Source organism: Ruegeria sp. CF1, from assembly GCF_056537445.1.
This window is the reverse complement of the sequence record NZ_JBQFRN010000003.1, coordinates 233,072-257,997: the sequence shown is the minus strand read 5'-3', so window position 1 is coordinate 257,997 and position 24,926 is coordinate 233,072. Positions and strand designations below refer to the sequence as shown.

Here is a 24,926-nt window from a genome sequence, read left to right as displayed (position 1 = left end):
GTAGCTCCAAATAAATAATTGCCTAAAACCGCGCTAACACACGGCCAGTATAAATTCCACGTGATATCTCGTGACTGATTTACTGACGCGGGTTCAGATTAACTTAACAGTAGGGTCAACCTTCATAACCAACAGATGACGGCCGCCACGAGAGCAATGGTAAAGGGACAGACCTCTGGACAGCGCTTGAAGCGCGTCGCCAAGCGCCTGCAGCCCTTTAGCCCGCCGAACACGATCTCGATGCGGTTTCACCGCTCGTATCTGCGTTTTGGCATATTTGACTGGGGTCTTGCGTTGCTTTCGACCCGAAATGCAGGCACGTGCCCCCTCGTCTCACAACGCTTCTCGGGTCCAGTCAGCATCGTAGCCGCGATCCCCGAACTGCCATTCGAATTAGGAAAGCTGCCAAGCAGCGAGTGTGCACCAACGTCGTCGCTGAATTGTCCGGCGGTGACAAGCAGGTTGACCGGTAGCCACTAGCTATCGCAGATCGCACGCAGCTTGGTGTTCATACCGCCCTTGGTTTGACCAATCAGACGACCACATCCCATTTTGGCAGCCACACTCGTCGCGGTATGGTGCAATTTCGGATGGATTGCACGATCATAACAGTCTTTTGCTTGCAGTGTTCGGCAGCGAGCCCAGCCATCATCCGCGCGAAGATGCCTTTCTCGTTCCTAAGTTTCCATCGGCTACAGAGCGTCGAAAGGACCGCTCATATCAAAGCTCAGCTATCCGAGCTGCTAAATATACAGTGCTAACAAAATCGATGCATCGTGACACTAGAATTGATACGCGTGAGGCGATCCTGCTATCAGCTATATAAACCTGATACTACCACTAACAGCCCTTTTGGCCATGCGACGACGAATCCCGTTTCCACGCATAGAGTACTTGTTTCTGGTACTCTGTGTCGGTGTAGCGCTTCCATATGCCATATTCTTCACTCGGGCCCGATTTCGGATCCAATTTTATTGGCTGATACATGCGTCAAATGCGACGTTTCTCGCGACACCGCGGGAGCTTAGCTTAGACGCACAAATGATACTTAGACAGCTTTGAGGAGTTATCTTGCTAGTATTTTATTATTGCCTAAGATACTTGTTAAATTAGTACACCTGAGCCTACGCGCTTGTAACTTTGCCAGCTAGAAGAAGCTACCGGATGCTTTGCAATAAACCGGTGCCAGAAGAAGCAACCCGAGTGGCACCTACGCATTGTAGCGTCAAATTGGCCAGAGATTAGCAATGCATCTAAATCACCCCCACCTCATTATCGCAAATAGCTGCACGGGCTTAAATCAAATATATTTTGCCGATTTCAAGGAGTTGATTTCAAACGTGAAACCTCATGCTGTCTGGAGCAAGACTGTATTATGTTAAACCGGCAAACCACATCTCCAGACACCTTGGTGGTTGATCTCGACGGCACCCTGCTCAGATCAGATATGCTGCACGAAAGTTTCTGGGCAGCTTTCTCGTCAAACTGGCGCACACCGTTTCGCGCAATAAAGGCGTTGGGCGCGGGCAGATCAGCTCTAAAACGCGAACTGGCCGCGCGCGCAGATATCGACTCGTCAACCCTCCCCTATGATTTGAAGGTCATTGAATATATCGAGAGTTGGCGTAGAGCGGGAGGGCGAACCGCCCTGGTTACTGCTAGCGATCAAAAAATTGCCGATTGCATCGCGAAGCATCTTAATATCTTCGACGAAGTACATGGCTCAAATGGAAAGCAGAACCTCAAAGGGGCTAACAAGGCCGCTTTCTTGGAGGAGCATTTCGGTTCGGGGCGTTATGCCTATATGGGTGATGCGACAGCGGATTTGCCCATCTGGGAACATTCCAGCCAAGCAGTCACGGTGAATGTCTCACCGTCTCTGCGCAAAGTCGTCGACTCGATTGATACGCGTGTTGAACACCTCCAAACTAGTCAAACTAGCTTTAGCTCTTACCTACGGGCGATCCGGCCACATCAATGGCTGAAGAATATTCTCGTTTTCTTGCCAGCCTTTGCGGCACATGATTTTTCGGCTTCTGCGATATTACATAGCCTCGGGGCTTTCGTTGCGTTTTCACTAATCGCATCAAGCGTGTATGTGACGAACGACCTTCTGGATCTACGCGCAGATCGAGCCCATCCGCGTAAACGAGAAAGACCGTTTGCATCAGGTGCGTTACCCATTTCGCATGGCGCGCTGATGCTCGTGGTGCTTATGGGGGCAGGAACGGGAATTGCCACGCTCCTAGGTTGGCCCTTTGTATTTGTTATGGCAGTGTACTTCATCATTACAACGGCATATTCGCTATCGCTGAAGCGCCGTATGATCATCGATATTTGTACGCTGGCCGCCCTGTATACGATGAGGATCACCGCAGGGGCTGTGGCCACAGGCATTCCGCTATCGGTATGGCTCCTAGTATTTTCTTCATTCTTCTTTTTTTCATTGGCTGCCGTCAAGCGGCAGGCCGAACTAATCGACAATGCAGCACGTGGCAAGTTGAAGGCTGAAGGCAGGGGGTACCAGGTCGAAGATTTGCCTGTAGTCTCAATGATGTCAGTTGCCTCCGGCTACGTTTCGATATTGGTGATGGCGCTCTATATCAATTCTCCTTCCGTGATGGTTCTCTACTCCGAACCCCTAGTTTTGGGAGCGATTTGCGGCATCTTGTTTTATTGGATATCACGGATAGCGATGCTAACGCATCGAGGACAAATGCACGATGATCCAGTTGTTTTTGCAGCACGTGACCGCACAAGCCAGATTTGCGTTATCCTGATGGTTAGCTTTGTTATCGGAGGCACAGTATTGTGAGTGTGGAGGTCCTAGTATTTCGGTATACGGTCTTCGCAGTCTTGGCGACCATAGCCAATTTGGGAATGCAACGCTTGGTACTGTCGATCAATTCGTCAACCTGGGGATTTGCATCTGCTGTCTTTTGCGGCACGCTTGTGGGGCTTCTAATCAAGTACTTCCTAGACAAGCGCTGGATCTTCGCCGATACATCACGCAGCATCCGCGCGCACAGTCGGAAATTTACTCTCTATACCACCATGGGAATTGTCACGACATTGATTTTCTGGGCAACAGAAACCACGTTCTGGGTGATCTGGAAATCCAACTTGATGAGAGAAATCGGAGCGATCATCGGCCTGACAATTGGTTATGTGGTTAAATACCATTTAGATCGCCGATTTGTCTTCACAGACTCGCAGAGAGCGAAACCAGCATGACGCTTGAAGGATGGGGCAGATTTCCCGTCTATCAGGGCACTTCCGAGGCTCCGCGGAACGAGGCGGAATTGTCTGCATTGGTATCCGAGCATGCCGTCATTGCCCGTGGAAATGGCCGTGCCTATGGGGACAGCGCCATTGGATCGAATAAGACCGTTTCGATGCGTCATTTCAATCGGATGCTCTCATTTGATGCGTCGGCTGGCATTCTAGTCGCCGAGGCGGGTGTATTGCTGGCTGATGTGATATCAACATTCCTTCCACGAGGTTGGTTTCCTTCTGTGACACCGGGGACGAAATTTGTCACGCTCGGAGGCATGATCGCTGCAGACGTGCATGGAAAGAACCACCACAAAGAGGGCAGTATTGGCGCTTTTGTGGACTGGCTTGATGTCGTCACACCAGCAGGTAGGATAGAGCGCTGTTCGCCGCAGGAAAATGCAGATTTGTTCAACTGGACCACCGGTGGAATGGGGCTTACGGGTATCATCTTGCGCGCAGCTCTTCGTCTACGCCCAGTCGAAAGCGCCTGGATACGTCAAACCTTGCGACCGTTGCCAAATCTAGATGCAGCGCTTGATGCATTTGAAGCAACTCAGGACGCAACATATTCGGTAGCGTGGATCGACTGCCTAAGCCGGGATGACAAACTCGGTCGTTCTCTTTTGATGCTGGGGGAGCACGCCACGCGCGCCGATTTATCAGGGGACAAGTTGAGGTATCCTTTCGAAACTCCAACGAAAAGGAAATTGTCTATTCCGTTCGACTTTCCGCAAGGACTGTTAAACAGACTGTCTGTGCGAGGGTTCAATGGGCTCTATTATTGGAATGGCTCTCGCGAAAGCGGCGAAACACTGGTGGATTGGGACAGTTATTTCTACCCACTCGATGCTATCCTCGGCTGGAACAAGATCTATGGGCGCAAAGGACTAATGCAATTCCAATGTGCGCTACCTCTGGAGCACTCCAAACGCGGCCTAACTGCGCTACTTCAAGCCACATCCGCCGCAGGGGCCGGATCTTTCTTGGCGGTGCTAAAGCGGTTCGGCCAGCAAGACAGCGCATTTTCTTTCCCAATGTTGGGCTACACATTGGCTCTGGATTTCCCGGTAAACCAGCGAACGCTTTCGCTGATGTCGCAGCTCGACCAAATCACGATGGACCATGGCGGCCGGTTCTATCTAGCTAAAGACAGCCGAATGCCGGCCGATACTTTGCACCGTTCTGATCCACGCGCCGCTGCTTTCGCCGCCCGCCGCGATGAAGCCGGGCTAAGCAGCAGTTTTCGTTCAAAACAATCAGAAAGGCTCAAACTATGAGCAAAGGTGCAGTGCTAATCTTGGGGGCACGATCCGACATTGGTCTTGCGATAGCCCACGAATTCGCAAAAAGCGGTCATCCAATACAGCTCGCACTGCGAGATCCCGCACATTTGGAAACGGCACAGAAGGATTTGCTTTTGCGTTATAATGTGCCGGTTACTCTTCACGTCTTTGACGCTCTCGCATTCGAAACGCATGCAAGTTTTGTCGACGATCTACCCGAGCTCCCCCAGATCGCTGTTTGTGCTGTCGGACTGATGGGTGACCAAGTAGAGAATGAACAAGATGTGGATGCTGCAGTGACAGTCATGCGATCCAACTATGAAGGGCCCGCCAGCATTCTGGCTGTCTTGGCAAATCGCTTCGATCAACGCGGTTCGGGCAAAATCGTTGGTATCAGCTCTGTTGCAGGTTTGCGCGGGCGTGCCACCAACTATGTCTACGGCTCGGCCAAAGCCGGATTCACGGCCTTCCTTTCCGGTCTGCGTAACCGCATGGCTCGTCGGAATATCCATGTTCTTACGGTTCTGCCAGGCTTTGTGGCCACGCGAATGACAGAGGGCATGGACCTGCCTGCACGTCTTACTGCGGCGCCAGAAGAAGTAGCAGAAGCCATTTCTCGCGCACTGATCAAAGGACGCAATGTGATATATGTTCGTTCGATTTGGAGGCTGATCATGATGATCATCACCCTTATTCCGGAAACAATCTTCAAAAAAATGAAAATCTGAAGAGTAAATATGCAAAAAAAAATGTTGAGATCCCTCAATCTATCGCGCAGCTCCATTTTATCCGAAAAAGGTATTTTGCATATTTTTACATCGCAAGAAAACTCTAAGGCAAAATTCAATATCAGGCGACTGCGCGAGTTTCGACGGAACATTACTGAAAGACTGTGGATGGGAAATCTACTCGTTTAGTACTTCTGCTAATGCCTAGGCTCAGGACCCATTGATTTCCGCCTTGCTGCCTGATTCACTGTTCACAAAACGAATGGTGAATAGGTCTGATCTCTTCTGGTTGAACGACGCGCGGATGGCACGTCTCGAGCCCTATCTCCCAAAGCTCCATGGCAAACCCCGCGTTGATGATTAGCGCGTCCTAACTGGAATTATTTTCATCAACCGCAATGAGTTACGCTGGCGGTGCGCGCCTTCGGAATACGGCCACACAAGACCCTGTACAACCGTTGGTAACGGTGGAGCGGTAAGGGTATCTTTTCGCAGATGATGAACGATTTGGCCGCTGAGCGCGGCGAGGAGAGGATTGTTATGATCGACGCGACCTACTTGAAACCCACCAAACGGCGTACAGTTTGGGCGTCAAAAAGGGGGTGTGGTGATCTGATCGATCGCACGAAGCGCGGCTTGAATACTAAGCTGCACGCCATCTGCGACAGCCAGATGCGTCCGCTAAACCTCTCTGTTGCTGCCGGTCAAGTCAGCGACCATGATGGTGCGCGGGCTTTGCTGAGCAGCCTGCCAGATGTCGACTACCGCTCGGGGGCCGAGGTTGTGACGCTGATTGGTTTCGAGAAGCGTTGAAAGACAAAGGGATACGGGCCTGTACCCCCGGTTGAAACCAGTGAATAACTGCGGACAATTACGACATGCGAAGATAATAGCGGCGCACCCGGATCGAGATCATGTTCGGCAGGCTCAAGAATTGGAGGCATGTCGCAACCCGATACGATCGCTGCCCCAAAGTCTTCCTATCGGCAATCGCGCTCGCCGCAACCGTCATCTATTGGCTATGAGTACTGAGCCCAACTGCCGTTCATTTCCCAATAGGGGAATCAATCGCTTCTGTGCCTAGCGAGATTACAATCGCCAAATCTGTTTGCGACCCAAATACCCATTGCCTTTTTCAACAAAGCAACTAGTAGAGACGCGACTTCGTATTTGGGGCCCCTCTGACTATCCTGCGCAGACTTAGATAAAGAGCGATTTTATCATGACACAGACATCACTAAACAACCTGCTACAAAAGCTTACTGCGAAGCAGGCTGTGATCGGGATTGTTGGACTGGGATATGTCGGACAACCCCTGGCCCTCAGATATACCGAAATTGGATACCGGGTGATTGGCTTCGACCTGGATACCACAAAGGTGCAGAATTTAAACTCCGGTCACAGCTCAATTGAGCATATCGACGATGACCGCATTGCAGAGGCGCGAAAAAGTGGATTCGAGGCCACTACAGATTTCTCGCGCATCGCTGAGGCGGATGGCATTATGTTGTGTGTACCAACTCCACTCAACAAATATCGCGAGCCAGATCTGAGCTTTGTCACCGATACGTGTGACCAAATATCAGATCATTTGCGTCCGGGTCAGGTTATTGCGCTGGAAAGCACGACTTATCCAGGCACAACCAAAGAAGAAGTTTTGCCTCGGCTTGAGAAAAATGGACTTGAGGTTGGTGAGGATCTTTTTGCTGTCTACTCACCCGAACGCGAAGACCCCGCCAACCCGGATTTTACGACCAATACAATACCAAAAGTGGTCGGCGGACATACAGCGGCATGCCTGAAGGCGGGTATCGCGCTTTATGAGCACGCGATTGATAAGCTCGTACCGGTAAGCTCGACCGAGACTGCCGAGATGACAAAGCTTCTGGAAAATATCCACCGGGCGGTAAACATTGGCCTCGTGAACGAGATGAAAATCGTTGCTGACCGCATGGGGATCGATATTTTTGAGGTTATCGACGCGGCCGCGACCAAACCCTTCGGGTTTACGCCTTACTATCCGGGTCCGGGACTTGGAGGGCACTGCATCCCTATCGATCCATTTTACCTGACCTGGAAAGCACGTGAATACGGCATCAACACACGCTTCATCGAATTGGCCGGTGAAGTGAACACGGCGATGCCGGAATATGTGTTTGGCAAACTCGCCAATGCGCTGAATGATCGCAGCAAAGCGATTCGTGGCAGTAAAATCATGGTTTTGGGCATTGCGTACAAAAAAAATGTCGACGACATGCGAGAGAGCCCTTCTGTCACCTTGATGGAGCTGATCCGAGACAATGGAGGAGACCTCAGCTACTCGGACCCCCATGTGCCCGAGTTTCCCACGATGCGGGAACACTTCTTCGAATTGTCATCTGAGACCCTTACCCCTGAGGTTCTGTCGCAGCAGGATGCAGTTATTCTGGCGACCAATCACGATGCCTTTGATTATGAGTTGATCAAAAAACACGCGAAGCTCCTCATCGACACCCGCGGTAAATACCGTACCTCTGAGCAAAATATTGTTCGTGCTTAAATGAAACTGCGACCGGCTCTGCGTAGCTGGGCCGGAACATCTGGCGGATGGTACTTAGGAACGGCTGTCGCTCGTATGACCGCTTACGCGGGACCAAAACTCTGAATGGTTTGACGGTGTCCTAAGCGCTGGATGAATGCGCTGAGAATTGGACCCGCAAGGCAAAAATGTCGGCACTTTCCTGCCATTCCAATCAATTCATCGGTACGAACACCGCCTAAACAACTGGCGCCGCATGAAACGCGCGTTGTTCCGGTGCAGGTAGGCAGATATAGTTGCGGGAAATGTCAGGCCGCCTTCGGGTACAGGAAGATTGGCTGTTGACGAGTTCCAATTGTGAGCAATCAAGGGCCAAAACGCGTGAGCTTGAAAAACCGCAACACCCCGCCTCAGCGTCATGAGCTGCGAAAGGTGCGCAACCAAGGGAACAGTTTCCTGGCGCTTGCCTTCATTTTCAGCGTTTTTGTCAATCTGCTTATGCTGACCGGACCGCTGTTCATGCTGCAAGTGTATGATCGGGTCCTTGGGTCGCGCTCGGTCGAGACTTTATCAGCGCTTTTTTTGCTTGTCGCGCTGCTTTATGCGCTGATGGCGATGTTGGACTATGCGCGCGGCCGAATCGTGGCTCGGTTCGGAGCGCGATTTCAATCAGCACTCGATGAACGCGTGTTTGAAGGGACCATGCGACGCGCATTGTTCCCACAGGTTCGATCAGCACCTGCGACTGCATTGCGAGATCTGGAATCGATCCGCGCGTTATGCGCCTCGCCCGTTTTGTTGGCGGTTATGGACATCCCTTGGACGCCGATTTTTGTGGCCGCAATCTTCCTGTTCCATCCGTTGCTTGGCTGGTTGGCCGTCGCAGGTGGAACGCTTCTGATTGTTATCGCGCTGCTGAACCAAGCGTTGACCCATCGCAAAGTGTCAGATGCTCAAATCGCCTCTGCCAAAGCAAATTCTTTCTCTGAACACGCCAGACAAGCTGCCGAGGTCGTCAGATCTCAGGGCATGCAGGAAGATGTCTCAAAACGCTGGTTGAACCAGCGCACCGAAGCGCTGTCTCAATCCATATCTGCAAGCGACTGGACCGGCAGTTTTACCTCGCTGACGAAGTCTCTGCGACTGTTTCTGCAATCCGCTATGCTGGCGCTCGGCGCGTTGCTGGTTTTGCGCAACGAGATGACGCCCGGTGCTATGATCGCAGGTACGATCCTTCTGGGTCGCGCCTTGGCTCCGGTCGAAATGGCGGTGGGTCAATGGTCGATGATCGAACGCGCGCGCACGGCATGGATTAACCTGAACTCATTTCTTGATTCAACGCCTCCTGAATCGTCTCGTACCAAACTGCCCGATCCCAAGGCGCATCTTGTCGCAAAAGGACTGACGGTGATCCCTCCGGGCGCGAAGATCCCGACAGTGCGGAACGCATCTCTTGAGTTGCGCCCTGGCACGGCCCTGGGTGTGATCGGGAAAAGCGGGTCAGGCAAAACAACGCTTGCCAAAGCGTTGTTGGGCCTTTGGCCACCGGCCGCTGGGGAAATTCGTTTGGCCGGTGCGACACTCGATCAGTACGAACCCGACGATCTGGGGCGGCATATTGGATATCTACCGCAGCAAGTGACGCTGTTCAACGGAACGGTTGCTGAAAACATCGCCCGGATGTCACAAACCCCTGATCCCGAAGCGGTTGTTGCAGCGGCGAAAACAGCGAATGCACATGAGCTGATTCTGGGACTTGAGAAAGGATACGATACCTTCCTGGAGGGCAATGACAGCCAGCTTTCCGGTGGGCAGAAACAGCGGATCGCATTGGCGCGCGCTCTCTATGGTAATCCGGTATTGTTGATTCTGGATGAGCCAAACTCGGCCCTGGATGCAGACGGAACCCTCGCCCTGAACAATGCGGTCCGCGAGCTCAAGAGCGCGGGCAAATCCACGATTATCATGACGCACCGGCCTCAAGCGATCTCGGAATGCGACGATCTTGTCGTTGTCGAGAAAGGCCAGATCGTCAAATCCGGTGGGCGCGATGAAGTTTTGAACACGATGGTCCAAAACGCCAACGTTATCAAAAGGCACCTGAACAAGGTGGGTGAATAATGGCAGACAAGAGTTCACGTCCCGTTTGGAGTATCAAAGCGCCCGCTTTTGTCGGCCTTTTGGCTCTGGCAGTTTTGATCCTGGGACTGGGATTATGGAGCGTCCGCACTGAGCTGGCCGGTGCTATTATCTCGCAAGGTGTGATCGAAGTTCAGAGCAATCGTCAGGTCATCGAACACCCCGATGGTGGCGTTGTAGGCGAGATATTCGTACGTGACGGTGACGCAGTGGCGCGTGGGGACATGATGCTGCGGCTTGACGATACGTTTTTGGCCTCGGAGCAAACGATCGTGGAATCTCAGCTATTTGAGTTACTTGCCCGAAAGACCCGGCTAGAGGCTGAACGGGATGGTGCGAACGCAGATACGTTAAAGCAAAATCTGCAAGAGCTCAAAGCCCGCGAATCGATCGACGACGATCTGTTGGAAGGCCAACAACGTCTGTTCAACGCCAGGTTGGAAACGCTGACCCAGCAGATCGACCAGCTTGGGAAACAGAAGATACAGATCCAGAACGAGATTGAGGGGACGCAGGCGCAATTGGCGTCACTGAATACTCAGGTCGAATTGATCAGAACGGAGCTCGAAGATCAGCAAGGTTTGCTTGATCGCGGCCTGACACAGGCCAGCCGCGTTTCTGCATTGCAGCGGGAAGAGGCAAATCTAACAGGGCAAATCGGCAGCCTCGAATCCACAGTTGCGCGACTGACAGGCCAGATCGCCACGACCGAGATTCAAATTGTTGAATTACAGGCCACGCGGCGCGAAGAAGCCATCACCGAGCTTCGGGATGTGCAGTCTCGCGTTGTAGAACTGGCGGAACGTCGTCTTTCCCTTTCCGAGCGTTTGTCGCGTCTAGACATCCGTGCACCCGTCGCTGGCACAGTTTACGACAGTCAGGTTTTTGCCATCCAGTCTGTGATCCAGCCGGGTGAGCCGATGATGTATGTAGTGCCACAGGATACGCCCTTGTTGGTCGCAGCACGGGTGGATGCGTTGCATGTGGATCAGTTACATCGCGGGCAGGAAGTCGCCCTGCGCTTTCCCGCATTCAATCAACGCGACACGCCTGAGCTGAATGGCCGTGTGATCAATGTATCAGCAGATTCATTCACAGATGAGACAAGCGGCTTTACCTTCTACCGTGCTGAAGTTGTGCCTGACGAAGGACAACTGGACCGTTTGAATGGTCAGGAACTGTTGCCAGGTATGCCTGTCGAAGCCATGATCAAAACTGATGAACGCACTCCGCTTTCTTACCTGGTCAAACCATTGGCAGATTACTTCTACCGCGCGTTTCGAGAATAGCACCGGTCACGCAGTCGCATTCAAACTGCCTCGATATTGCCAAGCAGTATTGAGGTCATGTCGACCGACAGATCACTATCAACTATTGTGACCTCTGCTCCGGTTTCGTAGGTGACGTTGCTGCGTGAAATTTCGGATAGATCCGCATTTGCATCCAGAAAAACCCACTCAGCGTTGTGCTCAGAAGGCTGGCCAACCGCAACCTGAAGAATTGCCAGCGCATCCAACGCGTTTACCGATCCATCCCGGGTGATATCGGCCGCAATGTAATTTTCGGCCGTTGCCGGACCCCATGTCGGATCAAGGCCAACCGACATGCGCAAAACCTGCAATGCATCCAGCGCTGTTATCTCGCTGCTTGCCGTTGAATACGATTTGATGATGTCCAATTGGCCGGAAAACGCGCCGTCTGGTAGATCCAGATCAAATTCACCTTGTGCATTTGCCTGCGCAACAATTGCAGACCCTCCGTCTGGGGTGAACCGGATTTCAGCATTTCCCAACGCTGCGTTTGGAGTCGTCGAATTCAGCGTGAACCCACCAGCTACCCCGTCTGATGAGTTGTTATCCGGCCCGCTACCCAGATTGACAGGAATGTGATCGGGACCACCAAACCCTGCGCCGAATACCTGCTCAGTTGTCAGGGACGTGCCATTAGCTGAAACAAGTTCTATCGTTTCGTCGCGATAAGCGATTTGGGCGCCTTGAGCGGTGGAAGTGAAATCCAACTGCGCTGGGGTGCGCAGAAAAGGATAATCGGTCAGATCCAAACGATCGGTGCCAGCCTGAAAGTCCGTGATCAAAGTCGGGCCACTTGTTTGACGGATCACAAAGATGTCCGCGCCAGCACCACCCGTCATGGTCGTGGAACTGGTGCCCGTAATCAGCATATCGTCCCCTGCTCCGCCGTCCAGAATAGTGTCCAGTATACCGCCTTTTAGCATGTCGTCCTGCGCGGTACCGGTTACTGTACCGAAGCCTTCGACAACAATTCCAAGGTCGGCAATCGATACGCTCAACTGAGTGAGCCCTGCATCCTGTTGAGATGATACAAATATCTGCAGCTCATCCCCCATAGGCGCAACGCTGATCGTTTGGACATTTTGCAATCCACTGTCCAGGGTATCTGCAAAACTATCCATATGGATGAGCTGCCCGTCCGGCGTCATTGTAAACAGCGTGATCCCATCATCCCCGCCCCCAGCCACCACGAAAACCCGCCCATCAACCTCAAGGACTGAAAGATCCTGTACGGCCCCAAACCGGGTATGCAGGGTGTCCAGAATATGATCCGTCGGCTTTAACCGCCCGCTGGCGTCCAATTCCATAACGCTTAGCGAATTGCTTTGCGATCCGGCCACAACAATCCATGACTTTCCATAGGCTTGAATTGTCTCAACCGCCGTAGGAGAACTGATGCCCAGCGTCTGGATATCGTCATTACCGGCAACCTCAGAGAGCACGCCACTGACTTGATCGATCGAATATGCCGAGATTGTTCCACTGGTTGCATCTGCGCCGACAATGAAATGATTCGACCCCGATTGCAGGGTCTGAAGCGTACTGGCAGACGCGTTGATGCTATGCGCCGGGCTCAGCGATCCATCACCATTGATAATATAGGTGCCGATCTGGCCTGTGTCCTCATGCGCAAGCGCAAGCAAGTCACCAGCCCCAATCGTCACCTGAACCGCTGCAGCGATATCTCCGCCGCCCGTCAAGGCATCGGTTTCTTGCAAGGCACCGATAGTGCCATCCGCGTTTAGTTCATAACCCACAAGTCCTGTGGCGGTATCGACATCGAGGACCAGTTGATTATTGCCCGCCAGATGAATCGGGGTTCCGCTGCGCCCGACCTGATGGGCAATCGAGGCATCGAAATATTGTTGGTCCTGTTCTTGTGGGCCAGCCCCCTCCACAAGGTGCCAAGACACGAGCCCTCCCCCGGATCCGCTCGTGCTGTAAAGATACGTTTCCTCGTTAAACGTTTTTAAAGCCGTATCGCCGATACCTGAATCGAGCGCTGCGGTCCCCGTTGCCACCACTCTTTCGAACTGAAGCATCATCGCCCGTTACCCCCTGCCACCCCTGGCAACACATACAGGATGAAACGATGTTCGGTTCTGAACCAGAACAGAAATGTGGTGAAAACAAGGACTTCAGTTCCAGATTAACTCAAATTTTTCGCAGCGGTCGAATGGCTCAGAAGATCAAACCACAGACCAGATCGGCCGAAAACAGCATATCACGCAACGACCAGCGTCCATCTAATGAGAGGGCAAAATGACCAAAGATACCGTTTCGACCAGTAAATCGACCACGGACGCCGGGCCCGATGCGCAACGTACGCGCCATATCCGCAAATGGTTCGACAAAAAACTTCAGCGATGGGTAGGACGCGGGGTTGCTGGTGGCCTTGGCTCGACACTATTCGCATTACCAGCTCTTGCGCAGGCCACCGATGAACAGCTTGCGTCTCATCAGTTTGCTGAGTCAATTCCGGGCGTTCGGGTGGCAAAGCTGCTTTCGAATGGCGACGTGCAGCTGAAACTGACAGATGGGCGGACGATTGTTGTCTCTGCCGAGAACGTACAGATTCTGGAAAACGGCACCATAATGGTTGCAGATGAAGTCGTCGGCGAAATTGCACAATTAGGTCTAGCCGCAGAGGCCGCAGGTGCGACCGCAGCGACCGCAGGTGGCGTAAGCGGTGCCGGGCTGGCCTTGGGCGGGTTGGGAATAGCCGGTGCTGCAGCTGCCGGTGGCGGAGGCGGCGGCGGTGGAGACAGCGACGATGAAACTGATGCCGAACCCACCGTTACCCCCTCACCTCCTCGACCGCCCAGCCTGAACCTGGCTGAGCTGCAATCAAACGCATTGAGCAATCTCAGCAGCCAAACAACAGCGCCGGAAGGAACAACGACTGTCGAAGTTACCATCGGATCGGTGACAAAATCAGTCACTCCTGCAGGCGACGGAAGCTGGAGCGTTTCACTGACGCAGGCCGAGGCAGCGGCCCTGCCTCAGGGGATCTCGGATGTTTCTGTGCGCCATCTGGATGGTAGCGGGATGGAGCTATCGGCTGAAACCACAAGGTTCGACGTTGATACCATTCCGCCGGTCCTGACCATCGATACATTCTCGGCGGGTGCGGTAATGAATGCTGCAGAACAAGGTACAAATCTCGAAATCTCTGGCACAACGGATGCCGAGAATGGGCAGACCGTAACGGTAGCGATTGGTGGGCAATCCTATAGTGGCACCGTTTCGGGCGGCGGCTGGAGCGTTTCGGTGCCCGCTTCAGATCTTACCACGCTGCCAGACGGGTCAAGCGTCACGGTGACGGCTGATGTATTGGATCGCGCAGGGAACCCAGCAGCTCAGGCCAATGGAAGTTTTGAAACTGATCTGACCGCGCCTGATCTGACATTAATCCCAGTGGGTGGCGGTTCAATAGATCTGGCCGATGTCGTTGGGGATCTTGTCTTGTCGGGCACGACCACAGCTGAAAACGGCCAGATGGTCAATGTATCTTTCGACGGTCAGGATTACACGGGTTCTGTATCGGGCGGCAGTTGGTCAGTGACGATCCCGAATGCCGATTTGTCTGGTTTGACTACCGGTGTGCCCGCATCCGTTTCAGTTGCCGTCAGCGACACAGCAGGCAATTCGGCAACACCGATATCGGTATCCGTTCCGGTCGATCTTACGGGCCCATCAATTGCAATCACTCCCTTGTCGGTCGGGGCTATCCTGAATGCGGTCGAAACCGGATCTGACCTGGTCGTAAGCGGGACAACAGGGAACGTAACCGACGGGCAGCAGGTAACAGTAACCCTTGATGGGCAGACTTATACCGACTCGGTCTCGGGCGGCAGTTGGAGTGTGACAATCCCCAGCGCCGATCTCATAGCGCTTGCCGATGGTGGAGACTTCAATATCACGGGCGACGTGACGGACGCCGACGGCCTTGTCGCCCCGCAAGTCAGCGTCAACTTATCCAAAGATGTCACCGCCCCAACTCTGAGTATCGACAGTTTTTCGGGCGGAGCGCTTTTGAATGCTGCGGAACGTGGTACGGACTTGACCATTACGGGCACTACATCCGCCGAAGATGGTCAGACAATCACCGTAAATCTGAACGGCCAATCCTACACTGGACAGGCCTCAACCGGGGGGTGGTCGGTGAGTGTCCCCTCGGCGGATTTGGCGGCGCTACCCGATGGAGCTACGATCAGCGTGATAGCGGATGTATCGGATGCCGCCGGCAATCCGGCGACACAGGCGACCAACAGCTTCGACACGGACTTCACCGCCCCATCGCTTGCCATTTCATCGCTATCCGACGGAGCCGTGGTCAACCTAGCCGAACAGGCAACGGATCTGGTCGTATCGGGGACATCTGACGCCGCGAATGGCACGCAAGTTTCAGTACAAATTGTCCAGTCCGGAGGTGCAGTTCTGGTCGGCGGGACCGCTACAGTCAACAGCGGCACCTGGACTTACACAGCTGCCGCTGCCGATTTGAGCGGCCTGCAGGACGGTCAACCTTATGACGTGAATGCATCGATCGCGGATGCGGCTGGCAACACGAATGCGGCGACCACCAGCTTCGGCACCGACCTCAGCGCACCAACAATTGCATTGAACCCGCTTTCGGTTGGTTCCGTTCTGGATATCGTTGAACAGGGAACGGATCTCAGCGTGTCGGGGATAACAAATGCCGAGGACGGGCAGACTGTCACTGTAAGCCTGAATGGTCAGACCTACGGCGCGGTGGTTTCGGGTGGCTTGTGGAGCACAAGCATTCCTTCGGCGGATTTGACCGGCTTGGCAGATGGCGGCAGTTTTGCGGTCACGGCCTCGGTTCAAGACGCCGCAGGAAACCCCGCAACCGATGCGACAACCATGTTGGCTACGGATTTCAAGCCTATCCTCTATATCGATGATCTGGGTTCCAACAATGCCGTCTCGCTGAGCGATGCACAAAACACTGGAATGACCGTATCAGGCAGTTCCGCAGGCCTGTCTGCCGGACAAGCGGTCGATGTCACGCTTAACTCGGTCTCGCTTGGTTCGGCCACAGTTGCAGCCGATGGGAGCTGGACCCTGTCCGCGCCTGCTGCAAGCTTTGCCTCGATTGAAGCGGGAGACGCCCTCGATTTCGCGGCACAGGCGACAGTCGCAGGCGGCCCCGATCCTGATCCGGTGTCCGAACAGGCAATTGCTCATGTTCCGGCGGCCTACACCATCGTTGAAGCCGGTCGCAGCGGAACGACAGTGACGTTCGAGGTCTACGCAGATTCCGATCGCGATATCTCAAGCGGTCTGGCCTTTACCGCCGAGCTGGGGTTCGATCCTTCGGTGGCGACCTACGATAGCGGCTCCGAGACAGAAAACCCTGACTTCAATCTCTTTCTGGCTAACCCGAATGGAGGTTCCGCAATCAGTTTCGCGGGCGCGGCCACGAGCTATGGGGATTTATCGCAGCCTGTGGTGACATTTACCATGACAGTTCAGGACGCGAACCAACCCATCGTCTTGACGTTGACCACTCCAGACGGAGGGCCATCACAGCTCCATCTCGGCACCAGTGGGAATGATACCATTACGGGCTCGGATGTTGATGATGTCATCCGCGGCAACCAGGGCGACGACACCATAGATGTGTCCGGGGGGGGTCGAGACGTCATCGTTTTCGAAGCTGACCCATCTTCAAATGGCATTGATACGATCAATGGTTTCACACTGGGCCCAGCAGCCAGCGTTTCTGACGCCTTGATGTTCCAGGGGTTGAATACCACATCGCTTCGCGGCGACGGGACCGGTGTGGAGACCTTGGTGGCCGGCGGCACAATTGGTGCCAACACCGGTTTCATCGGGCTGGAGACCACGCTTTCGGACCTTGATCTGGATACAATCACTAGCGCAGCCGAAAACCTGAATGGTGCTCAATCAGGTGATGAGATGTATCTGCTGGCAACGGACGGCACTGACAGCATTCTGGTCAAGGTTGACTATTCTGGCCCAGATTCTGCGTCGGTCGAAGCGCTTGCACAGTTCGACGGCCTTTCCGATCTGAGCAGTTTGTCCGACGACAACATCCTGATCACCGACCCAACTGGCGCTTCGGCCTAAACGGCGCACGTAGCTTGGGGCGATGCACAAATGTAGCCTCGCCTCTTCAGGACAAGAGGATCACATGGCAGAGAACGGCCTTTTCCCAGTCAGCCTTGTACGGCACAGGAATCGATTCTGGCGCCGGTTCACATCATACCAATTTGTTGCAGAGATGGACGCCTGTCCCATCGTCATCTCAGAAGTTCCGCAAATTGCCACATCTTTTCCGATTGTGTTTCTGTCAAACCAAACAGGTTTTTCTCCCGTCGCACTATTCTCAGTCATCCCGGAAATGGCACCGCCCTTCGTCGACCAAAACGGTCGCTGGCTTGCGCCTTATGTGCCCTCAGCGTTGCGTTGCTTTCCATTCCAGGCAGAAGCTATGAAAAAGGGCGGCTCTCGGTCACGTCTGTTTGTCGACGAGGATTCAGGGTTGGTTACACATGACCCTAAAGACCAACCATTTTTTACAGTGGACGGACTTTTGACGCAGGATCTCTGCCGTGTGCGCCGCTTTCTGCAAAATCGCCTGGCCTCGGCAAACAAAACGGACCAAGTCTGCTCTTTGATCGCTGAAATGGGTCTGCTTGTACCACTGGACGAACAGAATGGCATCACTTTGACCGAGGGTTACTGGGGCGTTGATCCAATTCTGCTGGAACGATTGCCCGAGTCTTATAAATTGGCCCTGCTTTCCAGCGGCGCGCTACGGTTGATTCACGCTCATCAAGTATCCCTGTCGCATTGCGTTTGGCTGTCCAGTGCACAGAGCCAATCAGGCACGAGGAGTTCAGAACAAAACGACACCTTTGGCGGATTCATGACTGCACTTGCTGAAGAGGTTCGGCACGGACAATGCAAGGAGGGCGCGATCCATGCAATGGGTTAAGCTCGGGCTTGGAATCCTTGGCATAACAGCGGGGTTACTGTCAGTTTCAGCCTGCACCTCAACGCCCAACCTAGCCGATGTCGAGACATCTTTAACGCGAGGAACGACCGGAGCAAGCGCAACAGCACGATCTAAAAAACTGTCAAAGCACGCTTTTGACCAACAAGTGCGAAAGGCTGTTCAGAGCAGTTCGATTGTGGCACGAAGTGGGTCCAAAACAAGGACAATCCAAGCTTACCAGAATGCCGCTGGCGGTGCATTTTTGGCTCAGGCTTTATTGGGGTTGATAGCACGGCCCGTTCAGACGAACTCCATTAGTAGTGAAGTGCCGTCTTACTTGCGGGTATCAAACGGTCATGAATCTAGAATGGGTGTATTGACCGCGAAATCCCGAGTGTCGGGTACGAAACGCAACTACATGCAGCTACAGGAACGGCTGATTCTGGCAGAGCAGAACTTCGCTTTGGCCAATCACGCCTCATCGAGCCTAACCGAGACCATTCTGGGTTCTCCGGGGTTCACGATGGACACGCTGGATAAGTCGCTATGAATGTTGATCGTGCAACTCTGACCGAATTGGAAGCTTGCTTGTTGAATGTCGCAGCGACACTTGAGCGGCCATTGACAGTTGCAGCACTGAACGCCTGCCAATCTGGTGATACAGGTGAGTTGACCGTGCGCGATGCGATGTACGCGGCACAACGAGCAGGCCTGCAGGTCGGGTTTGGTGCGCGAAAGCTGTCGGCATTTGATGCACCGCTGGCACCCGCGATCTTGTTGTTGGAAGGCGATCGCGCCGTTGTGTACCACGGGCGCACGCGCAATGGCGATCTATTGCTTTACGACCCCACTTTGGATGACGGTATCGGAGAGGTTCCCGAAAGCGGCGTGGACGAAGTCTACACGGGCTATGCATTGTTGTTTCGACCCTTGCACCGCGACGAGGTTAACGCAGATCAAGCGGATCAGCGGGGTCATTGGTTCTGGTCGTCCCTTGCCGCAAACCGCTGGTCTTATGTTCAGGTGGCGCTGGCTGCGGCGATGGCAAACGTTCTGGGGCTTACGACCTCAGTCTTTATCATGATCGTCTACGACCGGGTCTTGCCCAACGAGGCGACCGAGTCGCTGATTGCTTTGACGCTTGGCGTGGGGTTGGCGCTTCTTTTTGACTTCGCGCTGAAGCTCCTTCGCGCGGGGTTCATAGATCGCGCCGGCCAGAATGCTGACATGTCCATGGGACGGCGAGTATTTGACCAGGTGCTGAATATTCGCATGTCGTCCCGAACGGGCTCAACGGGTGCAATGGCCAGTACCATCCGCGAATTCGAAACTTTGCGTGAATTCTTTACTTCTGCCACACTCGTCGCTGTCGTAGACTTGCCATTCATCGCGGTATTCATATTCGCGATCTATATGGTGGGCGGCCCGCTGGCGCTTGTTCCTGCACTCGCTGTACCAGTCGTTCTTCTCAGCGGACTGGCTGTTCAACCGATCCTGTCGCGTCTTGCTGAACAAAGTCTTGCAGACGGACAATCCAAGCAATCTGTTCTGGTTGAGGCTGTATCAGGCTTGGAAACCATCAAGACAACCGCCGCCAGTCGGCAGATGCGAATGCGGTGGGAAGGTGCAATTGCACGCCAGTCAAACTACGGATCACGCAGCAGGGCCGTTACTCAATTTGCCCTGAACCTAACTGGATTTACTCAGCAGGCCGCGCAAGTACTTATCGTCTTTTATGGTGTATTTCTGATCACGGATGGCCAGACGAGCATGGGGGCACTTGTTGCGTCGGTGATGCTGACCGGCCGTGCCCTGGCACCGCTGGGACAATTGGCGCAAACCCTGACACGTGTCAATCAGGCACGCAGTGCCTACCGCAATCTGGACACGTTAATGCAGGCGAGCAATGAGCGGCCTGAAGGCAAATCTTGGATCAGCAGATCCGAGTTTTCCGGGCGGATAACGTTTAACAATGTTCATTTCGCATATCCTGATCAAACGGAAGACGCGATGAAAGGTGTTTCATTTACAATCGAACCCGGTGAAAAAGTCGCTGTCCTGGGCCAGATTGGGTCGGGCAAGAGTACGATTGCGCGACTGCTGTTGGGCCTCTACCAACCGCGCGTGGGCTCGGTGATGTTGGACGGGCTGGACATTCGCCAGATTGATCCCGGCGACTTGCGGCGAAATATTGGTTCAGTCTTGCAAGACATATGGCTGTTTTCCGGTACCGTCCGGGAAAACATTGCCAGCGGGTCGGTGCGCCCGCGTGATGATGAACTGATCCGTGCAGGGCGCATTGCAGGTGTCGAAGATTTTATCGCGCGGCACCCACGGGGCTATGATCAGCCTGTAGCCGAACGAGGAGAAGGATTGTCAGGTGGTCAAAGGCAGGCGATTGCATTGGCCCGGGCGCTTATCGGGCATCCTCCTGTCCTGCTGCTGGATGAGCCTACGAGTGCGATGGACGTCAAATCCGAATCCGAAATTATACGCCGCCTTAAAAAGACCACGCCAGATACCACGATGATCATTGTGACGCACCGAACCAGCCTGCTGGAACTGGTTGATCGGGTCATAGTGATTGAGGATGGCAAAATTGCGATGGATGGACCCAAAAACATCCTGACGCAGACAGTTCGCAAACCCGGGAGGCATCTGAATGTCGCGGCATCCTGATCTGGAAAGCCTCGCCTGTGAAATGCGTGGCGGGTCACCGCTGCGGGGATCATTGCTGCTGCTCCTGATACTCAGTTGTTTGATAAGCGCCGTCGCCTGGGCTCATTTAACTGAACTCGACGATGTCGTGAGGGCAGATGGGCGTATCGTGCCATCCGGCGATATTCAGGTGATCGAAGCGACCGAACCCGGTGTTTTGCGGTCCGTTCACGTGCGCGAGGGTCTGGTGGTTGAGGCTGGTACATTGCTGATGGAGCTGAATACTACTCAGATCGAACGAGAGTTGAGCCAAGAGCAACAGCGTGCCTTTGGTTTGATGGCCCGCGCACAACGACTACGTGCCGAAATCGATGGGGCTGAGCTTGAGTTCGACGACGATCTTCTGACTGGCGCGCCAGATGTCGTGCGGTCGGAGACTGCGCTGTACCACGGTCGGCAAGCAGAACTTGAAGCTGAGATTGCAATTCTCTCTCGACAGCGCGAACAGCGGCAACGCGAGTACGAAGAGGGATTGGTTGACCAGGTCACGTCAACCGAGACCCTGAATGTGTTGGCCGATGAGCGCGCTATGATGGTGCCGTTGGTCGAACAGAAGATGGAACCGGCAACAACCCTTTTGGCCCTGCGCCGTAGCGAGGCGGAATGGAAAGGCCGCAAGGTCAGAGCAGAGGCGATGATCAACCGGTTGAAGGCTGGGCTGGATGAAGTGGATGACAAGGTCCGCGCGACGCGCAGTCGGTTTCGTAGTGCCGCACTAACTGATCTGGCTTTGGTTTCGGCAGAGCTTGCCGCCTTGCAACCTGCCCTGCCCTCTTTGCGTGACCGTGCGTCTCGCGCGCTGATCCGGGCCCCCGTACGGGGTGTCGTAAACCGGATTCACCGGACGACGATCGGCGGGATGGCCCGAAGCGGTGAGGAACTGATTGAGATTGTTCCGTTGGACGACAGATTGTTGGTGGAAGCCTATGTCCGGCCCAAGGACATCGCCTTCCTGCACCCAGAGCAAAAGGTCAAAATCAAGATCACGGCCTACGATTTTTCGCGGTACGGCAGTCTGGATGGTGAGATCGTTCGAATCGGTGCCGACACCATCACTCGCTCGGAACGAAGTGAAGAAGAGGTTTTCGTCGTCGAAATTCAGACGTCAGACACGATGTTGGATGCGGGTGGTACAGCGGTTGAAATCATCCCAGGAATGATCGCTCAGGTCGATATTCTGTCAGGCCGAAAGTCAGTTCTGGATTATCTGATCCAACCTGTTCTGAAGATAAAAGACGAGGCGCTGCGCGATTGAAGAGAACGACAGATGGGCAGCAGATAGCAAAGCACCAGCCGATAGACATCTTAGGCGTCGGGGGGGACCGACGACTAAGACCAGGTCACGTCACCAAGAAAGATATATCCCGCACCATATATCGTTTTAATAAGGCGCGGGTTTTTGGGATCTTCGCCCAGCTTCGTTCGCAAGCGGGAAATCCGAACATCCATAGCGCGGTCAAAGCTGTCACCTGCCCCGCCACCCAACATGTCCTGCATGCGCGCGCGGCTGATCAGGCGTTTGGGACTTTCAAGAAACAATCGCAGAACCTCACCTTCGGCATGACTGAAAGGTGTCTCGACGCCATCGGCATTGATCAAGACATATCGATCAAACTGTGCGGTCCAACCATTGAATTCGGCTATGTCTGAATTCGGCGTTGCTGGTCCAGTAGAGCGTAGCCGGGCGCGGACCCGAGCAATTACTTCGGCTGGATCAAATGGTTTGGTGATGTAATCATCTGCGCCAAGCTCCAATCCCGTTACCCGGTCCTGTACCTGAGCGCGGCCCGAAATGATGATGACGGCAGCACCTTGCTCAAGCGCAAGTTTGTGCACAAGTGCAAGACCGTCGGTATCCGGCAATGATAAATCCACCAAACACAGATCCGGAGTGACCCTTTTCAGCGAAGCTTCAAACTCACGGGCGCGTGAAAAGGTTTGAGTCTGAAACCCGGCATCTTCCAGCGCTTCCGTTAGGATACGGCGGATTTCAGGTTCGTCATCGAGAATGGTCACCAAAGGTTGTGTCATTCAGGCGGCCTCGGTTCGGATCAACGCCGACAATTGCGACGATGTAAATGGTTTGCTTAGGACAGGTGCACGGGTCAATGCCTGATGATGTAGCGGGTCATTTAGCGGCAGCGACGTCATCAGTATACAGGGCAACGCACCATTCAGGCGGTCGACAATGTCGATCCCAGTGCCTTCGCCCTCCAGCTTAATATCTGATAGAACCAGCGCGATATCACCGATTTCCGACGTCAAGGTCAAAGCTTCATCGACCGAGCTTGCCTCGATCACCGAACACCCCAAATCGACCAGCATGTCCCGGAACTGACTGCGCAGTTCATCGCTGTCTTCAACCAACAATACGAGACCCGCTTGCGCGGACGGGGCAGGACGGTAGGGCAAACGTATCACGACCGAAGCACCAGAAGGCGTGTTGCGCAAATTAAGGTCACCGCCCGCCAGCTTTACCGTGTCGTAGACCATTGGAAGTCCCAACCCCGAGCCATCGCTGCCTTTGGTGGAAAAGAATGGGTTTAACGCCTTCTTTAATGCTTCCCCGGTAAACCCCGGGCCAGTGTCCGACACCGTGATCTCAACCCATATTGTCCCGATTGCATGCGCAGTGATCGTGATCTGGCCCGATGTGCCGCAAGCATCCCGCGCATTCAGAACCAGGTTCAGCAGTGCATCCTGAACCATGCCGGGATCGAGCATCAGCACCTTGTCGGGTAGAGTATTGACCACCGACAACCCCATGCCCCGCGGCAAGGACGGGGTGGCAAGGATTCGCAAATCCTCAAGTAAACCGCGCATATCCGTCGCCTGAGGTTGAGGCGTGCGATTGCCGGTCATGTCTGCGATGCGATTCAGCAGTTGCCCCCCGCGTCGGGCAGTTTGTTGCGTAGCCGTGACTAGCTGATCGGCTTCCTTGGGTAGATCCATCCTCTCTAATCGCGCCTGCATGCCCAGAATAATGGTCAGCAAATTAGAAAAGTCATGGGCAAGCCCGCTTGTCATCTGCGCCGCCATGGCTCTGCGCCGCGTTTGCTGAAGGGCGACACGGGCTTGAGTTTCTTCGGTGATATCCACCGACATGACATAAACGCCACCCGCTTTGTCCGGGGTGAATGATACCCGAATGCGGCGTGAATCCTGATCTTCGGTAAACTCGAAAACCGAAGGTTGGCCTCCATAGGCCTGTTCCAGATGTGGCTTTACCCGGTCATAGGCAGATGACCCCAAAGCCTTTGATATATGAAGGCCCAGAATGTCAGACGGACGGCCGGGCATGACCGAACTGAGGCGGCGGTTTGAGTAATCGTATCGTCCATCGGCATCCAGATGCGCGATATGAGCCGGCATCATCTCGGTCGTCATCCGCGTGCGGGCCTCGATCTCGGTCAGTTGACGCTTGGCTTCTTCCAGCGCTGTGATGGTTGCGGCCAGTTTGCGGTTGGTTGCAGAAAGCTCTTCGGCATGGCTCAGAAGTTGGTCAGACAGTTCTTCTGAACGGGCACGCAGCAAATCTTCTACCCGCTTCGTGCGAGTTATGTCGGTATAGACGGCCACCCAACCCCCATTGGGCAAAGGTGCACCTTCGACCGAGATCACCTGACCATTGGGCCGGGTCCGCTCCATATAATGCGGCTCGAACGCGAGGGCCTGCGAAACGCGTAGCTCGACCATCTCGTCAACATCGCCGACCGAACCGTATTCCCCGCGGCTAGCGAGAAAATATATGGTGTCGCGAAACAGAGCCCCCGGCTCGACAAGTTCGTTTGGCAGGTCGAACATTTCCTGAAACCGCAGGTTGCTGACCACGAGACGCAATTGGCTGTCATAAATTGACAGCGCCTGACCGATCAGGTTCAGGCCAGCCGTGGTCATCGCCTTGATGCGCTGTTCGGAAATGTCCAAATTCATCCTCCCCTGCGCCCATGGGTATCACCAGTTCAG

At 54.1% G+C, this 24,926-nt stretch carries 15 protein-coding genes and 2 pseudogenes; 13 read left to right on the top strand and 4 right to left on the bottom strand.

All coding sequences use genetic code 11. From position 1 onward, the window contains the following. Positions 1-122 precede the first annotated feature (122 nt). A pseudogene (locus ACRZ96_RS08845) lies at positions 123-703 on the bottom strand (IS5 family transposase); the annotation flags it as partial. A gap of 672 nt (positions 704-1,375) precedes the next feature. On the opposite strand from ACRZ96_RS08845, the gene ACRZ96_RS08840 reads away from it, so the two are divergent. From ACRZ96_RS08840 to ACRZ96_RS08805, 8 genes and pseudogenes are all read left to right on the top strand, one after another. Continuing rightward, on the top strand, positions 1,376-2,815 hold the full coding sequence (locus ACRZ96_RS08840) for a UbiA family prenyltransferase (RefSeq protein ID WP_480706174.1): 1,440 nt from the start codon (positions 1,376-1,378) through the stop codon (positions 2,813-2,815). After that, a complete protein-coding gene (locus ACRZ96_RS08835) occupies positions 2,812-3,234 on the top strand; it encodes a GtrA family protein (RefSeq protein WP_170646916.1) in 423 nt (140 codons plus the stop codon). Before ACRZ96_RS08840 ends, ACRZ96_RS08835 begins: the two co-directional genes overlap by 4 nt. Continuing rightward, the gene (locus ACRZ96_RS08830) at positions 3,231-4,553 is read left to right on the top strand and encodes an FAD-binding oxidoreductase (protein ID WP_480706175.1); all 1,323 of its coding nucleotides are present in this window, start codon (positions 3,231-3,233) and stop codon (positions 4,551-4,553) included. The genes ACRZ96_RS08835 and ACRZ96_RS08830 overlap by 4 nt, the downstream gene beginning before the upstream one ends. Then, a complete protein-coding gene (locus ACRZ96_RS08825) occupies positions 4,550-5,287 on the top strand; it encodes an SDR family oxidoreductase (RefSeq protein ID WP_480706177.1) in 738 nt (245 codons plus the stop codon). Before ACRZ96_RS08830 ends, ACRZ96_RS08825 begins: the two co-directional genes overlap by 4 nt. A gap of 262 nt (positions 5,288-5,549) precedes the next feature. Further along, a pseudogene (locus ACRZ96_RS08820) lies at positions 5,550-6,312 on the top strand (IS5 family transposase). Positions 6,313-6,509: 197 nt separating this feature from the next. Further along, complete coding sequence (locus ACRZ96_RS08815; RefSeq protein ID WP_480706179.1) at positions 6,510-7,826, top strand: nucleotide sugar dehydrogenase; 1,317 nt, start codon at positions 6,510-6,512, stop codon at positions 7,824-7,826. Positions 7,827-8,186: 360 nt separating this feature from the next. Continuing rightward, a complete protein-coding gene (locus tag ACRZ96_RS08810) occupies positions 8,187-9,926 on the top strand; it encodes a type I secretion system permease/ATPase (RefSeq protein WP_170732718.1) in 1,740 nt (579 codons plus the stop codon). Continuing rightward, complete coding sequence (locus ACRZ96_RS08805; protein WP_170394559.1) at positions 9,926-11,233, top strand: HlyD family type I secretion periplasmic adaptor subunit; 1,308 nt, start codon at positions 9,926-9,928, stop codon at positions 11,231-11,233. Before ACRZ96_RS08810 ends, ACRZ96_RS08805 begins: the two co-directional genes overlap by 1 nt. 20 nt (positions 11,234-11,253) lie before the next feature. On the opposite strand, the gene ACRZ96_RS08800 is transcribed toward ACRZ96_RS08805, so the two are convergent. Further along, entirely contained in the window at positions 11,254-13,167 is a 1,914-nt protein-coding gene (locus tag ACRZ96_RS08800) for a M10 family metallopeptidase C-terminal domain-containing protein (protein WP_480706181.1), read from the bottom strand. Between the two features lie 349 nt (positions 13,168-13,516). Between ACRZ96_RS08800 and ACRZ96_RS08795 the strand changes: the two genes are divergently transcribed. The 5 genes from ACRZ96_RS08795 (at position 13,517) to ACRZ96_RS08775 (ending at position 22,215) form a co-directional block, all read left to right on the top strand. After that, the gene (locus tag ACRZ96_RS08795; protein ID WP_480814402.1) at positions 13,517-17,371 is read left to right on the top strand and encodes an Ig-like domain-containing protein; all 3,855 of its coding nucleotides are present in this window, start codon (positions 13,517-13,519) and stop codon (positions 17,369-17,371) included. 22 nt (positions 17,372-17,393) lie between these two features. Next, positions 17,394-18,242: a SapC family protein gene (locus tag ACRZ96_RS08790; protein ID WP_480814401.1), complete on the top strand. Its 849-nt coding sequence runs from the start codon at positions 17,394-17,396 to the stop codon at positions 18,240-18,242. Between the two features lie 367 nt (positions 18,243-18,609). Next, complete coding sequence (locus tag ACRZ96_RS08785; protein WP_170509688.1) at positions 18,610-18,792, top strand: hypothetical protein; 183 nt, start codon at positions 18,610-18,612, stop codon at positions 18,790-18,792. Continuing rightward, on the top strand, positions 18,789-20,921 hold the full coding sequence (locus ACRZ96_RS08780) for a type I secretion system permease/ATPase (RefSeq protein WP_480771785.1): 2,133 nt from the start codon (positions 18,789-18,791) through the stop codon (positions 20,919-20,921). Before ACRZ96_RS08785 ends, ACRZ96_RS08780 begins: the two co-directional genes overlap by 4 nt. Then, positions 20,905-22,215, top strand: coding sequence for an HlyD family type I secretion periplasmic adaptor subunit (locus ACRZ96_RS08775; RefSeq protein ID WP_170596152.1), 1,311 nt, complete (start codon positions 20,905-20,907; stop codon positions 22,213-22,215). Before ACRZ96_RS08780 ends, ACRZ96_RS08775 begins: the two co-directional genes overlap by 17 nt. Before the next feature lie 74 nt (positions 22,216-22,289). On the opposite strand, the gene ACRZ96_RS08770 is transcribed toward ACRZ96_RS08775, so the two are convergent. Both ACRZ96_RS08770 and ACRZ96_RS08765 read right to left on the bottom strand, forming a co-directional pair. After that, on the bottom strand, positions 22,290-22,991 hold the full coding sequence (locus ACRZ96_RS08770) for a response regulator transcription factor (RefSeq protein ID WP_480771786.1): 702 nt from the start codon (positions 22,989-22,991) through the stop codon (positions 22,290-22,292). Next, the gene (locus ACRZ96_RS08765; protein ID WP_480706192.1) at positions 22,992-24,893 is read right to left on the bottom strand and encodes a PAS-domain containing protein; all 1,902 of its coding nucleotides are present in this window, start codon (positions 24,891-24,893) and stop codon (positions 22,992-22,994) included. It abuts the gene before it with no gap. Positions 24,894-24,926 lie beyond the last annotated feature (33 nt).

Excerpts from the sequence above, each read along its gene's own strand:
- ACRZ96_RS08840 (WP_480706174.1), top strand. The coding sequence starts at position 1,376 with ATGTTAAACCGGCAAACCACATCTCCAGACACCTTGGTGGTTGATCTC.
- ACRZ96_RS08830 (WP_480706175.1), top strand. The coding sequence starts at position 3,231 with ATGACGCTTGAAGGATGGGGCAGATTTCCCGTCTATCAGGGCACTTCC.
- ACRZ96_RS08825 (WP_480706177.1), top strand. The coding sequence starts at position 4,550 with ATGAGCAAAGGTGCAGTGCTAATCTTGGGGGCACGATCCGACATTGGT.
- ACRZ96_RS08815 (WP_480706179.1), top strand. The coding sequence starts at position 6,510 with ATGACACAGACATCACTAAACAACCTGCTACAAAAGCTTACTGCGAAG.
- ACRZ96_RS08805 (WP_170394559.1), top strand. The coding sequence starts at position 9,926 with ATGGCAGACAAGAGTTCACGTCCCGTTTGGAGTATCAAAGCGCCCGCT.
- ACRZ96_RS08795 (WP_480814402.1), top strand. The coding sequence starts at position 13,517 with ATGACCAAAGATACCGTTTCGACCAGTAAATCGACCACGGACGCCGGG.
- ACRZ96_RS08790 (WP_480814401.1), top strand. The coding sequence starts at position 17,394 with ATGCACAAATGTAGCCTCGCCTCTTCAGGACAAGAGGATCACATGGCA.
- ACRZ96_RS08785 (WP_170509688.1), top strand. The coding sequence starts at position 18,610 with ATGGGTGTATTGACCGCGAAATCCCGAGTGTCGGGTACGAAACGCAAC.
- ACRZ96_RS08780 (WP_480771785.1), top strand. The coding sequence starts at position 18,789 with ATGAATGTTGATCGTGCAACTCTGACCGAATTGGAAGCTTGCTTGTTG.
- ACRZ96_RS08775 (WP_170596152.1), top strand. The coding sequence starts at position 20,905 with ATGTCGCGGCATCCTGATCTGGAAAGCCTCGCCTGTGAAATGCGTGGC.
- ACRZ96_RS08770 (WP_480771786.1), bottom strand. The coding sequence starts at position 22,991 with ATGACACAACCTTTGGTGACCATTCTCGATGACGAACCTGAAATCCGC.
- ACRZ96_RS08765 (WP_480706192.1), bottom strand. The coding sequence starts at position 24,893 with ATGAATTTGGACATTTCCGAACAGCGCATCAAGGCGATGACCACGGCT.